Raw genomic sequence first — 16,038 nt, 5'->3', positions numbered from 1 at the left:
GGTGTTAGAACGCTGTTTTCAGAGGAGAAATCAAAAAAAAGGTGACGTTTTTTTGCTCGAATTTGTTAGCCATTTGGTAACACGCAAAAAGCGCATCGTTTCAGAGGGAAAAGAGCTCAAAAAGGTTCTAAACACCCCGCCGGGAGGGCAATGGTCTATAAATCTCAAATCAGCGCCACACACACCAATTCCTGCCTAAAAAACACATAACGACTATCTCCACACCAAACACAAAACGAATCGGTCAAAAAGGGCACATTTAATATGCCAGATTGGCAACGTCGACGTGGATGCTGGATTCAGATTGCTAGCTTGTAACGCTGGTTAGTTAGGGCTTAAGCACCTAGAGATACGGTTTTCACGACTGCCTCCAGTGCCCATGTCGCGAAACTGTCGCAACCTGGCTTGTGGCTCATGTGTAAGTGGTTTAAATTAGTGTGCCAATGCTCCGTAACTATCGCAACATGGTGTGTGGTTAGTGCGTAGGCTGTTGATCTTGGTGTGCCAATGATGCGTAGCTATAGCAACATGGTGTGTGGTTAGTGCGTAAGCGGTTGAACTTGGTGTGCCAATGATGCGTAGCTATAGCAACATGGTGTGTGGTTAGTGCGTAAGCGGTTGAACTTGGTGTGCCAATGATGCGTAGCTATAGCAACATGGTGTGTGGTTAGTGCGTAAGCGGTTGAACTTGGTGTGTCAATGATGCGCGGCTATCGCAACATGGTGCGTGGTTAGTGCGTAGGCTGTTGATCTTGGTGTGCCAATGATGCGCGGCTATCGCAACATGGTGCGTGGTTAGTGCGTAGGCTGTTGATCTTGGTGTGCCAATGATGCGCGGCTATCGCAACATGGTGTGTGGTTAGTGCGTGAGCGTTTGGACTTGGTGTGTCAATGATGCGCGGCTATCCCAACATGGTGTGTGGTTCATGCGTAAGTGGTTCAACTAGATGCTCGAATACTTCCCGATTGCCTAGTCTTTGAAGAGGTCGTAAATCAACCAGTCGAGAGGCCGCTTCTCATGAGCGTTTAAGCAGCACCTAACCTTTGAATTAAAGAGAGTAACGGCACATGCTGGAGAAATGTAATTTATTTACAAGTCTCAGATTGCGATTGATATGAATAAAAACGGATAACTTTACCGTTTCTACTCTAGAGTGCAAGTAAAAACAAGCCCTTTTTGATACCTTCTGGCGGGTCATATCGACCGCTCAAGTAAATACTTTTCGTTTTGTATTGCTCATCGATTTTTGGAATGAGACTGTGACTTATCGAAGCCCACCCTTTTGAAGGTGAATAAATGATAAGTGATTACAAAATGAGTAACTTAAGTGACGATACAGATTGCAATGCCGAAGCTGAGATGATTTTCGGTGTCGACGCTGTATCTGGAAATTCCAAACGCGACGCAATACATTTTGTGCGATCCAAGCCCCAACTAATAGTTGGCTGGAAACTTGCTGGTTACACACACGCCGAAATGGCTCTTGCCGTCAGACGGCTTGGCTTTTCAGTCTCCGCCATACATATGGCAAAGCTTCATACTCTGGCAAAAAGTCTGACGACATTAGCTGAAGCGAAGGCAGTGAGGGATGCACTATTCAAAGCAAAAATTCAAAAGGTAAATCCCGTTTGGCTTACGGCTGAAGATGCCACTCCAAGTTCAAAGGAAAGTGCAAAGTCGACGAAGAAAAAACGAGTCCGTAGTGCACCGTCAGACGCAAAAAGAGAGAGCCCTGCAGCAGTTCCAAAAACTGTTGAGCCAAGCGAAATAGCTGCCCTTAGCTCCTCCACTGTTTCAGTTGAGCAAAGATCAAGACCTAACATTCGGACCCCGCCGAGCCGGGTCACTATTAAAGACCAACCACTGGTGTTCAATGAGGTTGATGGTGAAGAGAATGACATTCACACGATGTTTGGTGGAACGCCTTGCTCATTTGCAGCTTTGCGAAAAGCGGTTTGGGAGATGGCGCATACAGAACGACCTCGATCAACATTGAAGTTTCCACCTGACGATAGGATCGAAGTTCCGCTTAGGTATCACAGAGATTTAATTGAAGGGAAGATAAAAAGTTGGGCAGAGCTTTGGGAAAAATACCGCTAAAAAACAAATGGATAAACAACAACCAAAAAGGAGAAGGTATGAAGAAGAAAGCAATATTTATTGCATCCGCAAAAGGAGGCGTAGGAAAATCCACAGTAGCAAAGGCACTGCTTGAGTATTTGAGAAATCAAAAGAAGAAGGACGGGACTGCAGTCAGAGTGCATGCATACGACACCGATCCCAATGTGGGCCAATTAGCATTGGCATACGGTTTGAAAGACAAAGAGGGGGAGTATGACGTCATTGAAAACAACAATAGGCCAGATGCCGGGGTCTTGATGTTTGATGCAAAGTCTGACGCCGACAAATTTGGTGACACTTTAGATACTGATGCTGACATTGTCTTAATGGATCTTCCAGGTGGCTTGATTGATCTAAGTTATGTCTATGGCGACATGAAATCTTTCAAAGATCAGTATCGTCAAGAAGGTTACGAAATCGTTGTGTTGTGTGTCATTACGCAAGTTCAAGCTTCCGGGGCTAGCGTAACGAAGGTGATGGATATCTGGGGAGATGATGTGACCTATGTTGTAGCCAAGAACCAAAGCTTTGGAAATGATGAGGATTTCTATTTCTTTGATGGTGAACTAGCAACACAGTTTGGTAATCCGGCAGCCAAAGTCCTGGCTGCAGGTGGGAAAATCATAAGCTTTCCTGCACTTGATCACGGAACTTTTGCCTTGGTGGATAAATGGTTGGTAACGTTCAGTCAAGCTATACCTAGACTTTTGAGCCAGCGCGGAATACTTACAGGTTGGAGGATTCGTTTGACCAAAATTGAAGGATTCCTAAAACAGACAGAGACGTGCTTTAGCAGCCTTGAATTAATCAATTAGGAGTTATAGCCCCACGCAATGCGTGGGGTGCTCTGCTGTGCACTGCTCGCCAATCGGTGGGGCTAATTCGCAGGCAAGACTGACGGTTCACTCATGCCACTAATCAACTTTCAAAATTGCTTCGGTGGTTACTCGCTCTGCTCATGGAGTATTTGCCAATGAAGAGGTCGTCCTAAGCTCCGGCTTGGGAAGACTTGCTTTCATTTCAGCTTGCAGTTGTGCAGCTTTCGCTTCTTCAATCGTGTCGCCCTGACCGAACGCGGAACATGGCTCACCATTTTCTGGCTCAAGGTCATCCAGCCGGCAACCGTGCTTTTGGATCATCCACGCAGCCATTGCGCCATGATCTTTTTGCAGAGCTAAAGCGAGCATCTGGGAGTAGTAAACCTTAGGCTTCTTGGATTTCTTCTTGGTGTCCCCAAAGGAAGGCTCATAGCCCGCCTTGTCGCGCCGAAGTGCGATGGGCGCTACAGGTCCATCACACGCTTTTTTAAGATGCTCAAAACGCCCAGACCAAACAAATGAAGCCAGTGCAGAGAGATTCCATCCATCCCCGAAATAACTCTCGGCACCTTCACCCATGGTCGGGTTGGTCCCGTATTTCAAGAAAAGATCAAGTGCTTCAAGCGTAAAATACTCGTCACCGGCTATGCGTGCCATAAGCGGGGCCCCGCTCTTGTAGGTGACATTCGGGTTGCCACCGGATTTAAACATCCGCTCCAGCAAATCAAGTTGTCCCCACTCCATGGCCTTAATCATCGGGTAGTAGCTAAAGCTGGCTCCTTGGTCCAAGAGCTCACCAAGCTTGGGAATACCTTGAGGAGCCTCAAGCTCTTCGGCGGCCTCTTCCATCGCATTAAAAAGGTTGTCCTGCTCAATGAGCCACTCAATCGCTTGAATAGTTTTTGGTTCAACGCATCCGGTAAGCCATGTTTGCTGATCCGGTGTGAGGCCCTTGAAGGATTGAAGAGCACTAAATACATCGTCCCACTCATTTTGCGAATCAGGGCGCAATCCATGGCGACACAGGGCCACGGCGTGCTCTGTTTTGCCTAAAAGAAGCGCGAGTGTGAGCAAACTATGGCGCTTCAAACGTTGACCAATGTCGAACAGTGCGCGTGAGCTCTGTTTCTTATCAAGAATGCTCGATCGGATGGAAAAACTTTGCCAGCCATGCCCATCTTTGCTCGAGCCGTCGATCCCGAAAAAACGGCGCTCCGGGGAGCTCCAAGATAAAAGGGTTTTCTCAAAGGCTTCGATCGGAGCGGTGCGCAGAGCAATTTCAAGAGGCGAAGCAAAAAGATAAGGGATGCGCTCGAGGGCCAAACGAAGTAACGCGTCCTCTTCCTTGCCTTGCGCGACATCAGAGATTCGACCGTAAAGAGCCCCGTCCAGGGCAAGCTCATTGAGAAGGGCTTGACGCCGCGTCGCCACCGCAAAACGCTCTTCAACCTGCTTGGGTTCTCCGTTGGCAGCAACGTAACCCTCACCAAGCTCCCAATCCAGAAACTCCTCCATGCACCCTTGTGCCAACAAATCCAGCGCGGCCTGGCGCGGTGCATAAGATTGCAAAGAGGCAATGTCGCTCAAAGCCTGCTTGTTTAGTGTTTGTGTTGCCATGAAATACCCTCTCTTAGAAGAATTCTAGCGGCGCATTACAAAGCGCGCACAGCTCGCTTGGAGGGCTTCACCGCAGGGATGAAAGCCTCATACTCTTCACGCTCCTCAATGGCGCAGGTGATGGCGTCTAAACGCGAGGCGATTTCAATGGCTCCACGAGCTCGGGCGGATTGAGCTGCGGTGACTCGAGCGGCGTTTGGGCGATCATTAAAGCCGTGGCCCTTGTTTAAAGCCAGCGCGAGCATCTCGGATTCATAGACCTTGGCTTTATTGATCGAGTTAGGCACATCATCGTCAGGATCATTTGGAGGCGCTTCTCTGCGCAGGGCAATGGGCTCCACAGCTCGACCTCACGCTATTTTGAGTAAATCCAATTTGCCGCTAAAGACTAGGCTGGTGATTACTCCATCCTGTCGACCAGATCTCCTCCCCTTAAATTGGCGTAACGATCCAGCATCTTTAACGTGGTGTGGCCCACAATTTTCATGATCTCATAAACACTCAGCTTGCGTTTAGTGAGAACCATCCGGGTAATCGCGGTGTGGCGCAGGTCATGGAAATGAAGGTCATCAATGCGCAGCTTCCTGGTCAACTTTCGAAAGCCTGAACTCACCGAGCTGGGAGTTGAGAAAGGCCAAAACACACGAGTCAGTCTCTTTGCTTTGGGGTCAGCAGCCAAGAGACGTTCATTTTCTTCATCTAGCAGTTTGATGAGCTTCTTGGCTGCCGCATGTGCAACTTTAGACAGCGGAACTTGCCGCGTTTTTTTGACCTTGGTGTGTGCAGCCGGGATGATCCACACTTTTTCGTTGAGATCAAATTCTTTTTGTTCAGCCATAACGATCTCCGCTTGCCGCGCTCCTGTTTCTAGCGCGATAGTCATCAAAAGTGGCCAGTGCTCGTCATTGACACAATTTTTGAACTCTGTGCGCAGGGCATCTTCCTCGTGTGGCTCTAATAGTCGGGTTCGTTCGTTATCCCATCCATCACCCAATACCGATATGGTGATAGCTGATAGCGGTGGCTCAACTCGCAACGACTCGGCTTGAAAACGGACCAGTCCCCTAAGCGCCTGAATTTGCTTTGCAATGGTTGCCTTTGTGTAGGGTCGTCCATATTGAGAATTGGTTGCACACATGTGTGTAACGTAGTCGTTAAGGAACTCTGTGGTGATATTGGCAAGAGCGGTAGAGCCCACCTCACGCTCCAGAATCTTGAGATTTTGAATCGTGGTTCTTTTACATTTGAGAGATAGTTGATACGCCTGTGAAGCTTCTTTAATTGTGGTGCGGCGATAGCGCTTTGTGTCTGGCATCGTCTTCACTGAGTCACGTGCTGCGGTTTTCATCGCATCCTCCCAGCGTTCTGCTTCAGCCTTTGTGTTAAACGACTCTGTGAGTGTTGGTTGGCTCTTGATTCTTATAGTTACCTGGTAGGTAACGCTTCCAGACTTTCCTTTTCTTGCTCTTATTGGCATGTCTTCTCCTCTCTTCTTATTGCGCCATATATGCGCCATATTGCATTTGGCGCGGCAAAACAGGAATGGCCTTTGGTCAGATGTAACTGATTTTCAGAGGAGTTAATGGCAAGATTTAGATCGGTTCGGTTCCTGCTGAATGCCGGTTCGATTCCGGCTCGAGGCACCACTGATGTGTGATTGAGCAGCAAAAGATATGAAATGCGCTCACATTAAATATCGTTATGTAGATGTTTAACGGCATTTAGTGCTCGCCAGTGCTCACGACTACTCAATACGACTGCGCCAAATATGCGCCATTTTTCTGAAACATTTTGGGCATTCCAAGCGCGTGCCTTGTGTCTGGAAATTGATTTGACGCAGAAAGCTTTATTTGCGAAGTTAGTGCTCAAAGGAGCATTAGTTGCAAGTGGAGAATCAAAAGCATCAGCCAGATTGGATCGCAATTAACGCAGCGGTAGCTCGCATTAAGGGTGAGCATGGATTCACTGGTGATTTGCTGAGTCAAGTGCAGTTAGCTCAGATCATGAACAAGCCAGTCAAGTTCGTCTGGAACCTAAAGGCACGCGGCCAAATGCCACAGATCCCAGTGATAACCATAGGCAATAGGGATACCTTTTGGATTGTGCATGTCGTGATGTGGATGATGAATACCCCTATGTCATCTATGCCGGTATTCGGTGCTGCACCAGAGGTCCCAAAGCCTCCAGTTGGTGAAATGGATCGCCCGAAACGTGCTTCGAGAGAGTCCAGCGTAAACGAGAGCGCAAGGGCAGAGGGTAGACGCAAGGAAGTAAGCCTAGCTAAGGCCGCATTGCTCGCAAAAGGTTTGAAAATTCTTGAGGAGCGCAGCCGCTCCAAGTAAGTCATGGGCTTTTCAGAAGACCTAGCCCAGACTGCAATATGGTGGACTTGAACATCTGTTGGTCAAAGCTTGCAGGTTTAATGGGTGCAAGGCATTTGAAGTCGATCGTGGGGTGATTAGCCTGATGGCTTCTATCTTCAATCTGAAACTTCACATCGGGATGACCCTGAGCATCAAGGGCGTCTTGCAGTTCGGATTCAATAAGCATGATCGTGGAGTCTCTGCGCTCACCTGGCGTTGAACGAGATGAGGCAGGGAGTTGGTCAAAAAATGCATTCAAGGGGCCAGAGCTGCGCGAAACCTTGAGCATTGTTATCGGTGCGGTGTTCCCCACTGTCAATGTGATTTCCAGCTCTTCCTGTTCAAAGAACGGATTGGTTTCCACGTTCCCTTTGCCCGTGGTCATGACAGAGAGGTGATCTTCACCGTCAACGCGCTCAATGATCTCGATATAAGCGTAGCCTGCAAAGAGCTCCGCAATGAAGTGAATCACGCGCTCTTCCTCATCGAAGATGAGTGTCTCGGGCAACTGGGCTCTGCACTGCACATCATGGATCAACGAGCCACCTTGGGCGGCAATGTTTTGTGTGGCGGCCTTTGTCTCGCACTCCAGCACGATATCAACGTAGTTGAAGGAAGCACTTTTGATGAATCTCTGGCTGTGGATTTCAATCTGCTGCGTGAGTTCAGCCATGGTCACTGTCTTTGGCTTGAGTTGGCTGCCTTTACAAACACTCTTAAGTGCATCCAGGTGCCAATGGTCAAGGCGTGCTCGGACTTCAACGGTGTGAAGTTCTTCAAGGCTGGGCCCTGAGTCCACCGCGACAAACACGAAGCTTAATTGGACGGGGAGGTGACTCTGAGGCATGGCATCCTTGACGTATGAGCTTCATAAAAGCGTCTTCCGTCACTGAAGTCAAACAAACGGGTGTTAATTGTTTTGGAAGCTTGCATCCATATTTATCGAGTTGACCCGTATTGAGTGCCGCATAACAACGCACTGCAATACACAACAAAAAGAGTGTTTCGACACAACTCTTCGTTGTGTAATTTTTGTTCGCAATTCAATTGACTTCACTCTTGCAATTTGAGAGGAATAAGACTCCACAAATCGGAGTCAGGGAATGGCAGAAGAATTTAACGATAAAACATTTGAAACAGAACAGGGTCACGAGCAATTCAATAACGCAGTTTTTGGTCATAAGTTTCCAAGCACTTCAAGCAATAGTGCGTCTCTTACTGGGCCAACCACAAAGACATCGCAACCGGCTATCAAACGGTTAGAGGCAGTAAACGGGCAGTCTTCTGATAACAGTGCTTCAATTTCCTCTGATGAGGATGTGGGTCAAGCCATTGGTGCTGGAGTTCTTAAATACAAATCGCTGATCTGGCGCACAGCCGACACGCTTAGGGGCACTGGGGTCAAAGAGAGCGACTACCCCAGCTACATGGCTCCGTTCTTTGCATTGGCCTTGGTGGAGTCTCGAATTAAGCGACTGCGCACTGAAAAGATGGCTGAATTTGAAAGTGAGACAGGCACACCATTCAATCAAGCTGATGCCAATCACATTCAATGGCTTCAAATAAACATTCAGAATGAAGGATACGGTTATCACCCCGATATTGCTCAGTTAGGTGTTGGTCTTGCTGAACTGGTTAAGGTCAAGACTGGAAACTTCTATGTTCAGGTCGAATCGTTCCTAAAGCAGTTTGATCCAGAGACAAAGCGTCTGCTTGGCGTTGACTATGCTCCAGGCCAGCCGAAGTTCTTGGACATTAAGGGCATTGCACTTGACCTCTCAAGTCGCCCCAACGATCCATTGTTTACCTTCTGTGCTGGTGCGGGTGACACGCCCGGTTGGGCTCATGTGGACTTGGTGGAATTTGACAACTCAGAGGTCACCACACTTGAAGAGCACATCAAGCGGATGTGGGCTGATATCTCTGCCGAGACTGCCGGTGAGCAATACACGCCTAAGGATCTGATCGCACTGGCTTGTGCACTTGGCATTGAAGCTCGGCGTCCCAACACCAACTCCTCACAGATCTGTGACGTTTATGACATGGCTTGCGGTGGTGGAAACTTCTTGTTTGCTGCTGAGGAGGCTCTGCGCAAGGAGTTCCCAGGGCTTTCGGTCCGTGTGCGCGGTCAAGAGCTCAATGATGCTCTCTACGCTCTGGCGGCTCTTGAAGCTCGCTTTCGGCCAGATGCACAGATTGCTTGGGGCAACACGCTCACCCATGACCACTACTTAGCCTACAAGTCAGGCTTCATCGTGGCCAATCCTCCCTACGGTGTGGATTGGAAAGCGTTTGCGGCCACCATCAAAACAAGCAATTGCGGTCGCTTTGATGCCTCGCGCATGCCACCTACCTCTGATGGTCAGTTGCTGTTTTTGCAGCATGCGGTCTTTCACCTCGAAGAGAACGGCGTAGGTGCAATCGTTCACTCTGGCTCAACGCTTTTCTCTGGTGATGCTGGAGGAGGGGAGTCGGAGACGCGTCGTTGGCTTTTCCAAGAGCAAGACGTTGTGGAGGCCATTGTTCAGCTTCCCAAGAATGAGTTCTTCAATACCGGCATTGCGACCTACCTTTGGATTTTGAATCGCAACAAGCCTGAGTCCCGCAAAGGCAAGGTGTTGCTGATCAATGCTGAAACGTGCTTCAAAAAGCTCAAGAAGAATCTCAACATGAAGAACTGTGAGATTGACCCGGCCAATCGCACTCGGATTTTGGATTGCTTCAAGTCATTCACTGATTCAGACATCTCGCGAGTGATGGACGTGGATGATCTGCTCTACAACAAGGTCAGTCTTGAGCTGCATCGCCATGACGAAGAGGGGCGTGCCATTCAAAAGAGCACTGCCATTGATGCGGCCAAAGTCAAATCGATCGTGGTCGATGGCATGCACTACTCAACCGCGACTGGCGGTGTGCAGCAGAGTGCTAGCTCAAATGTTGGCCCTTCTGGCTCAACTGGTTCTTCTTCAGGCCCTTTAACGGCCCCAGTTGATTCCACAGATGGTTCTGCCAAAGTGTTTGTCGATGACTTCAATGGAAAGGTTCGGTCTTCAGAGGCCCTCTCCATTGAACTTCTCGATGGCTCGGTGTGGACGATGAACCGTGAAGAGCACCGCATCCAAGAAGCCAAAGCCGGTGGTGTGGTGAATGAGCATGGGCTTGGAGTGCTCTCGGTTAAGGCCAAGGTCGCTAAGTCCAAGGCGGGAGAGAACATTCGCTGGGATATCTCGGTGGACCCCTTTATGGAGTCTGATACCGAAACCATCCCCTATTCATCCAGGAAAGACGAACACGGTAATTCACTCAATGACAAGCTCATTGCCGATTTCATTGCCAAGTGGGTGCGCGATCCATCGACCATTAAAGCCAAGAGTGTGGGCTCAGAGATCAACTTCAATCGCGTATTTCCAAAACTTGCACAAATCCGCGCATCAAAAGATTTGCTGCTAGAGATAGCTCTTGTTGATGAATCTCTTCGTGCTATTGAGGAAGAAATGTCCAAATTCCTAACGAAGTCAAAGTAAATATTATGAAAAATAAAAAAAACAATAGTGTTACAAGTTGGATCGAGACAATTCCGTTAGGCTGGTCAGTTGCGAGAGTTAAGGATGTTGTAAAAACTAAAGTGACGGATGGACCACACGAAACACCTGTATTCGTTGATGAATCTGAAGGCGTGCCTTTTGTTTCGGCCGAAGCAGTTTCGTCAGGTAAGCTAAATTTCGAAAAAGTAAGGGGTTATATATCTCATGCTGAACATAGGAGATTTTCTAGAAAATTTATCCCTAAAAGAAACGACATTTTTATAGTTAAATCTGGTGCCACAACTGGTGTTGCTGCATTTGTAGATACTGACAGAATATTTAATATTTGGTCTCCCTTGGCTGCGTTGCGTTGCAATGGTGATATTGTTAATCCAAGGTTTGGGTTTCACTTTGTATCATCATCCATATTTAGAGGCATGATTGAGTATTATTGGAGCTTTGGAACTCAACAAAATATAGGAATGGGGGTTCTTGAGAAGCTTTACATTCCTCTCCCCCCTCTCCCCGAGCAAATCACCATCGCGGACTACCTCGATAAAACGACAGCTTTGATTGATAAGCAGCGCGCACTGCTCGAACGCAAAAAAGCCTTGCTCCAAGAGCACAAAAAGTCACTCATCCATGAAGCGGTGACCAAGGGGCTCGACTCTAGCGTGCCTATGAAGGCAAGCGGGGTGGACTGGATTGGGGATGTGCCTAATGGATGGGAAATTGGCCGTCTGAAGGACGTAACAAAGGTTGGTGCAGGAAATCCAGCGCCGCTACCCGATCTACTTAGTGAAAACGAATCTGATGTTCCATTTCTCCGAGTGTCTGATTTGTCTTCGGCTAAAAACGGATTTTGTTCAGTATCGAAAGATAAAGTTAAAAACCCCGAAAACCTTGGGCTTAAGGTTTGGAAAGCAGGAACATTTGTTTTTCCAAAGAGTGGCGAATCCATTCGAAGTAATGTTCGTGCCGTTCTTGCAAGGGATATGGCTGTTGTCAGTCATCTTGCATGTGTGATTAATAGGAAAAACTTAAATACTCGACTTTGTTTTTGGTTATTGAATTCTCTTAATTTTGAGTCGAAGATCATTCAAACTGCACTGCCTGCTCTTGGGTTGAAAGTGATTCAGGATTATGAAATCGCACTTCCTCCAATGCCCGAGCAAGTCGCTATTGCAGAATATCTTGATAGAGCAACCGAACTGGTTGACCGGAATGTTCGGCTGATCAATAGAAAGCTTGACGCTCTTACACAATTGCGCACCAGCGTCATTCATGAAGCCGTGACCAAAGGCGTTCCTTCGTATGCGCAGCCGCAACAGGAGGCCGCATGAGTCAAGCCTCCCAAAAGTCAACAGTTCCCAACATGGTTTTGGCTCAGCGGTTTGGCTTGCGTGCAGATGGCGTGGCATGCCGTCCTCACGACAACGTGCAGCAAACCGTGATGGTTGATCTCATCCAATACAAGCAGGCCACCAACATCAAAGCCAGTTTGGCCGATCCTGATGACTCTGCTTGCACCCCTTTCAGACACTTGGTCTTGATTGGGCAAACGATTTACGAGAAGACGTGATGAGCACATTTTCACCACCGAGCACGCTCGGTAGAAGGGCAACCCAACAATAAAGGCGTCAGGGATGGCAAAGCAAGGTTTTATCGAGAACGATTTTCAGCATGGGATGTTCGTCCCATTTCTCACAAGCAATCCGGATTTGGGCTTAAGCTGGATCAAAGGGGATCAGATGCGCATGTCCGGTGCAGATCGGGCACGCTGGATTTGCTCCGAAGATCTCTTGCACTTTATCCGTGAAGGCAATGAGCGTAACGCTGAAGCCTTCAAACAGCTATTGCCCCAGTTCAAGGACGAAGCTGACCTGTTTGAGTCCTTCCTTAATGAGTCGCTTCTACCTAAGGTCGCTTCTTCTGGAAATGCTGCACGCCTTTTGCGTGAAACCATTGGCTTTCGTGATGTTCAGTTTCGGCTCTGGAATGAGGCACCCAAGGTAGGCCAAAACGAAACACAGAAGCTGGATTTCCTCAAAAACCGAGGGCGTGTTTTTACCGAGCTCTCGTTTGAGCGCACATTCACCAATGCCGGTCTTCGTTTCAATCGCAGGCCTGACGCCACCTTCTTTGTCAATGGCATCTACCTAGGCGCTGCTGAGCTCAAAACCGCCCAAACAGGGCAGTCAGCGGGAGTCAATGGCCGAAAGAAGATTGCTCACGATCTGATCGAGCTCGCTCAAATGGCTCTTAAAGAGGCTCGTGCACTCTGGAACCAAACCAGTGCCGCACCTTGGCCTGGTTATGCCAGCGATAAGCTGCCAGCAGTCATTCGAAACAAGATTGACGTGGACTGTGCGGTTTACATTAAAGCTTGCCATGTGGTGGCCGTCGACATGGGCGCGCTATATGTGACTTCCGACCTTGAGTGGGTGGTGGCCGATGTGGATCGCATCTTAAGCGGTCAAAACCAAGCCATGGAGTTCTCAAAGCTTTCAGAGCGTGTGGTCGACAAGATCAGCAGGGCTCCTGAGATCATGGGCATGACCCCCTTTGAAACCATCACTGAGCACTTGGAGAGTTTGTATTCCCTGCGTGATGGGGTTGATCGCGAAGCGTTCTACTTTAATCAAACCTGGTCGCCCAATTCCAGCAATAAGCAAAGTGAACCGCTAAAGCCACGACCAGCGCAGCGCATCATGCTCCATCGCACCGTTAAGCGTGTCCGTGAGCTCTATGCCAATGAATGTAAGCCCAAGATCAGTGAATCGGACATTCGCCAAGAGCTGGCGTTGATGTCGCAGGGTCTCTCAGCCAAAGAAGTCGATGAGATTGTGGAAGAGAGTCTCAAATACAAAAACGGGGCCAAAAGTCACTCAGTGCTTTTGCAAGGAGCAGCAGGACTTGGCAAGACCTATCTCATTGTCTGGTTGGCACAAGCCTTGTATGAGATGAATGACGCCAAGGGGCATGGCTATCAGCCACTTTTTGACCAAATCATTCTTCTGACTGATCGCACTGAGCTGCGGGCCAACATTGCCAAAGATGCGGCCAATTTGGGATCCACCAGCAAAATCATTGAAGAGGCTGAGACTTTTGCCGATCTGCGCCGCATCGTTGAAGCCGGGACCAATCGCATTGTGGTGGTCAACATCCAAAAGTTTGCCTCGCTCAGCAAGCTCGCCCAAGAAGACGCAACGCTCTCAGCACTGCTTCGCAGTAAACGCGTAGCCATCCTCATTGATGAGGTTCATCGCAGCCAAAACGGGGTCATGCATGACGCAACCCTTGAGCTTTTTAACGACTGGAACAGCCTCACGCCTGATGACAACAAGCGCAACCTCATCATTGGTCTGACCGCCACGCCAAAAGACGAGGCCCTTGCAAGCTTTGGTGAGTGGCGCAGGCCCGCTGCCCCTGGTGACCGATATCGCTGGGCTCCCTTTGCTTCCTATTCCATGGCACAGGCCATTAAAGACGGAGTGGTGCTCAACCCCATTCAAAGCATCTTCAAGTTCTCTGATGAGCTTGTGTATGACCTTGGTGAGATCCAATCATCCGTGGACGCCAAGGGCCTTACGGCCAGTGCACTCAAGGCGCCTACATCGGACGCCGTGTATGAGAACCCATCACGGCAAAGACTCGTGGCTGAGAAGATCGCAGGCATCTTTGTCTCAAAGACCATGATGGCTATTCGTCGCCGTGGACTGTTAGTGGGAGAGGGCAAAGCCATGGTCGCTTGTGCATCAATCAAGGCAGCGGTCGCAATGCAGGCTTACCTTAAAGAGGCCATGCAAACCCTTGCCAATGATCCAGCCTACAAGGATCGCTCAGCTCACATTGCAGCCTGTCCCGTTTTGATTCTCTACAGTGACAAGCAAGGGGAGACCCCATGCTCTCAGCTCAATGGTGGCAAGAGTCAAAAGGCGATCTTGGATGAGTTTCGGCGCAAGGGTGTTGAAGAAATCAATGAGCCCGGAAAGATCAAGTGCCGCAACGCCATCATCATCGTGGTGGACATGTTGCTCACGGGCTTCGATGAAAAGACACTCCACACACTCTTCATCAACAGAAACCTTGATGATGTTGCCCTCTTTCAAGCGGCCTGCCGGATCAACCGCACCAACAAAAACAAGCACGATTGCCTGATTGTTGACTTTTCGCGTGAGGGTGTGGTCTCTAAGAACTTGCCATTGGTGTTTGCCAAATACGGTGGGTTAACCGTCTCAGCACTCGATGCGATGCACATGAATGAAAAGATGGACGCGGCGTGGAAAGCGTTCTTCGGTGACAAAGACATTAACTCCCATTTTCAAACCTGGAAGGCCACCCTTGCCGGTGGTAAAGATCACCACGGTGCAGTAAAGCTCTCAGATTGGCTTGATCAACTTGTGCAATCGGACAAGTCTAGAGCCCTGCTTCTCAAAAAGGCAGGAGCTGCTTGGGTGGGCAGTCGTGAAAAGCTCATGGCCTTGCTGGATTTTGATCGTCAAGGCTTAACAAAGCACAAGGATCAGCGTCAGGTGGATTTCGTCCAGCAAGTGGTCAAGCACTTGGCCGCCAAGGGCAAGGCCGAAGATGAATCCATAGATGTCCTATTCGACGTCATCCAAGTAGAGCAGACAGAGACCTATGAGCTTGATGTGCTGGGTGAGAGCGGTCCCCAAGAGTCTCATGATTCCAAGCGCCAAGCCTCGATTGACGCTAATGGGCTGGCCATTACAGACATTGAGTCCTCCCTTGAAGTCATCGACATATTGCGTGTGCTTGAGCTTGAGGAGACCAAAAAGGCTCAAGCCATTCAGGCTCTGCGCGACTTTGTTCATGGCCTCTTCATAGAAATTGAAGCCTGCGGAGCAAAGGACGATCGTGTTGGAAATTCCGGCTTTTACCGTAAGGCTCTCACGGCTTGGCTTGAAGGTAAGTCTGACTTTCCGTGGGATGACCGACTGCAGCAATTCAACAGGCTGTTTAACAAGGCACGTTCCAGTGCGAAGTTCACTACCAGTGACTTCGCGCGAGTAGCCCTCACGGCATTGTCCAAGCGCTCCGAAATGCTCATGGACGATTACGACCACTACATATCAAACAAGAAGACGATTTAATAACAAAAGGGAGAAAGCTATGCAAAACATAATGAACTCATTGGCTCTATATGATTTTCTAAAAATATCATATACACCTGATCAAATTTTTGGAATTCTGAGTAGTGTTCATCCTTCTATCATTGAAAACAATAAGGTGAATACAAAAAGTGACAATTACTTTTATCCGCCATCAAGCAAAAGCAAGATTGGCCTGCTTATTGATTATGAAAACTGGTTGATGTCTGATCCAAATAAATATGATTGGAAACTGCGACTATTACTGGAGTTGTTCAGGGTGGGAATTGATTTCCTCGCTGAAGACGCAAAGAAAAACAAACTCTCAAAGCCAAATACGATGACGATTGTTTCTGAGAAAAGAGGAGTGCTCGATGTTTGGAAACTTATTGAAGTTGAGGGTTCAGTATGCGTGTCAACACTTACAGACTGGTCTGAATTTGATAAATTGGTTGAACAAGTAAAAAAAGTGGTTTAGTT

Annotated in this window: 12 protein-coding genes; 8 read left to right on the top strand and 4 right to left on the bottom strand. The window is 48.5% G+C overall.

Going from position 1 to position 16,038, the window contains the following annotated elements:
* Nucleotides 1-1,297 precede the first annotated feature (1,297 nt).
* Nucleotides 1,298-2,101: a hypothetical protein gene (locus tag EXZ61_RS12970; RefSeq protein WP_142812163.1), complete on the top strand. Its 804-nt coding sequence runs from the start codon at nucleotides 1,298-1,300 to the stop codon at nucleotides 2,099-2,101.
* Between the two features lie 38 nt (nucleotides 2,102-2,139).
* Complete coding sequence (locus EXZ61_RS12965; RefSeq protein WP_142812162.1) at nucleotides 2,140-2,937, top strand: nucleotide-binding protein; 798 nt, start codon at nucleotides 2,140-2,142, stop codon at nucleotides 2,935-2,937.
* Nucleotides 2,938-3,078: 141 nt separating this feature from the next.
* Here EXZ61_RS12965 and EXZ61_RS12960 read toward each other — a convergent pair whose 3' ends face one another.
* From EXZ61_RS12960 to EXZ61_RS12950, 3 genes are read right to left on the bottom strand one after another with little or no spacing between them, the layout of a single operon-like run.
* A complete protein-coding gene (locus EXZ61_RS12960) occupies nucleotides 3,079-4,557 on the bottom strand; it encodes a hypothetical protein (RefSeq protein WP_142812161.1) in 1,479 nt (492 codons plus the stop codon).
* Between the two features lie 35 nt (nucleotides 4,558-4,592).
* The gene (locus EXZ61_RS12955) at nucleotides 4,593-4,898 is read right to left on the bottom strand and encodes a hypothetical protein (RefSeq protein WP_142812160.1); all 306 of its coding nucleotides are present in this window, start codon (nucleotides 4,896-4,898) and stop codon (nucleotides 4,593-4,595) included.
* A 59-nt stretch (nucleotides 4,899-4,957) separates the two neighbouring features.
* Nucleotides 4,958-5,905 (bottom strand): site-specific integrase, encoded by a 948-nt coding sequence (locus EXZ61_RS12950; protein WP_168224761.1) that lies wholly within the window; start codon nucleotides 5,903-5,905, stop codon nucleotides 4,958-4,960.
* 532 nt (nucleotides 5,906-6,437) lie between these two features.
* On the opposite strand from EXZ61_RS12950, the gene EXZ61_RS12945 reads away from it, so the two are divergent.
* The gene (locus tag EXZ61_RS12945; protein WP_142812158.1) at nucleotides 6,438-6,899 is read left to right on the top strand and encodes a hypothetical protein; all 462 of its coding nucleotides are present in this window, start codon (nucleotides 6,438-6,440) and stop codon (nucleotides 6,897-6,899) included.
* A 1-nt stretch (nucleotide 6,900) separates the two neighbouring features.
* Here EXZ61_RS12945 and EXZ61_RS12940 read toward each other — a convergent pair whose 3' ends face one another.
* Complete coding sequence (locus EXZ61_RS12940; protein ID WP_142812157.1) at nucleotides 6,901-7,593, bottom strand: hypothetical protein; 693 nt, start codon at nucleotides 7,591-7,593, stop codon at nucleotides 6,901-6,903.
* A gap of 430 nt (nucleotides 7,594-8,023) precedes the next feature.
* Here EXZ61_RS12940 and EXZ61_RS12935 point away from each other — a divergent pair, with 430 nt between their 5' ends.
* The 5 genes from EXZ61_RS12935 to EXZ61_RS12915 all read left to right on the top strand — a co-directional run bounded on the left by EXZ61_RS12935 (nucleotide 8,024) and on the right by EXZ61_RS12915 (nucleotide 16,036).
* Nucleotides 8,024-10,444 (top strand): HsdM family class I SAM-dependent methyltransferase, encoded by a 2,421-nt coding sequence (locus EXZ61_RS12935; RefSeq protein WP_201799077.1) that lies wholly within the window; start codon nucleotides 8,024-8,026, stop codon nucleotides 10,442-10,444.
* 5 nt (nucleotides 10,445-10,449) lie between these two features.
* Complete coding sequence (locus EXZ61_RS12930) at nucleotides 10,450-11,787, top strand: restriction endonuclease subunit S (protein ID WP_142812156.1); 1,338 nt, start codon at nucleotides 10,450-10,452, stop codon at nucleotides 11,785-11,787.
* Complete coding sequence (locus tag EXZ61_RS12925) at nucleotides 11,784-12,026, top strand: hypothetical protein (protein WP_142812155.1); 243 nt, start codon at nucleotides 11,784-11,786, stop codon at nucleotides 12,024-12,026. Before EXZ61_RS12930 ends, EXZ61_RS12925 begins: the two co-directional genes overlap by 4 nt.
* Nucleotides 12,027-12,090: 64 nt before the next feature.
* Nucleotides 12,091-15,561, top strand: coding sequence for a DEAD/DEAH box helicase family protein (locus EXZ61_RS12920; RefSeq protein WP_142812154.1), 3,471 nt, complete (start codon nucleotides 12,091-12,093; stop codon nucleotides 15,559-15,561).
* A 19-nt stretch (nucleotides 15,562-15,580) separates the two neighbouring features.
* Nucleotides 15,581-16,036, top strand: a complete 456-nt coding sequence (locus EXZ61_RS12915) for a hypothetical protein (RefSeq protein WP_142812153.1) — start codon at nucleotides 15,581-15,583, stop codon at nucleotides 16,034-16,036.
* Nucleotides 16,037-16,038: the final 2 nt, after the last annotated feature.

The organism is Rhodoferax aquaticus, assembly GCF_006974105.1.
Classification (GTDB): Bacteria; Pseudomonadota; Gammaproteobacteria; order Burkholderiales; family Burkholderiaceae_C; genus Allorhodoferax; species Allorhodoferax aquaticus_A.
This window is presented reverse-complemented; position numbering and strand designations above follow the sequence as displayed.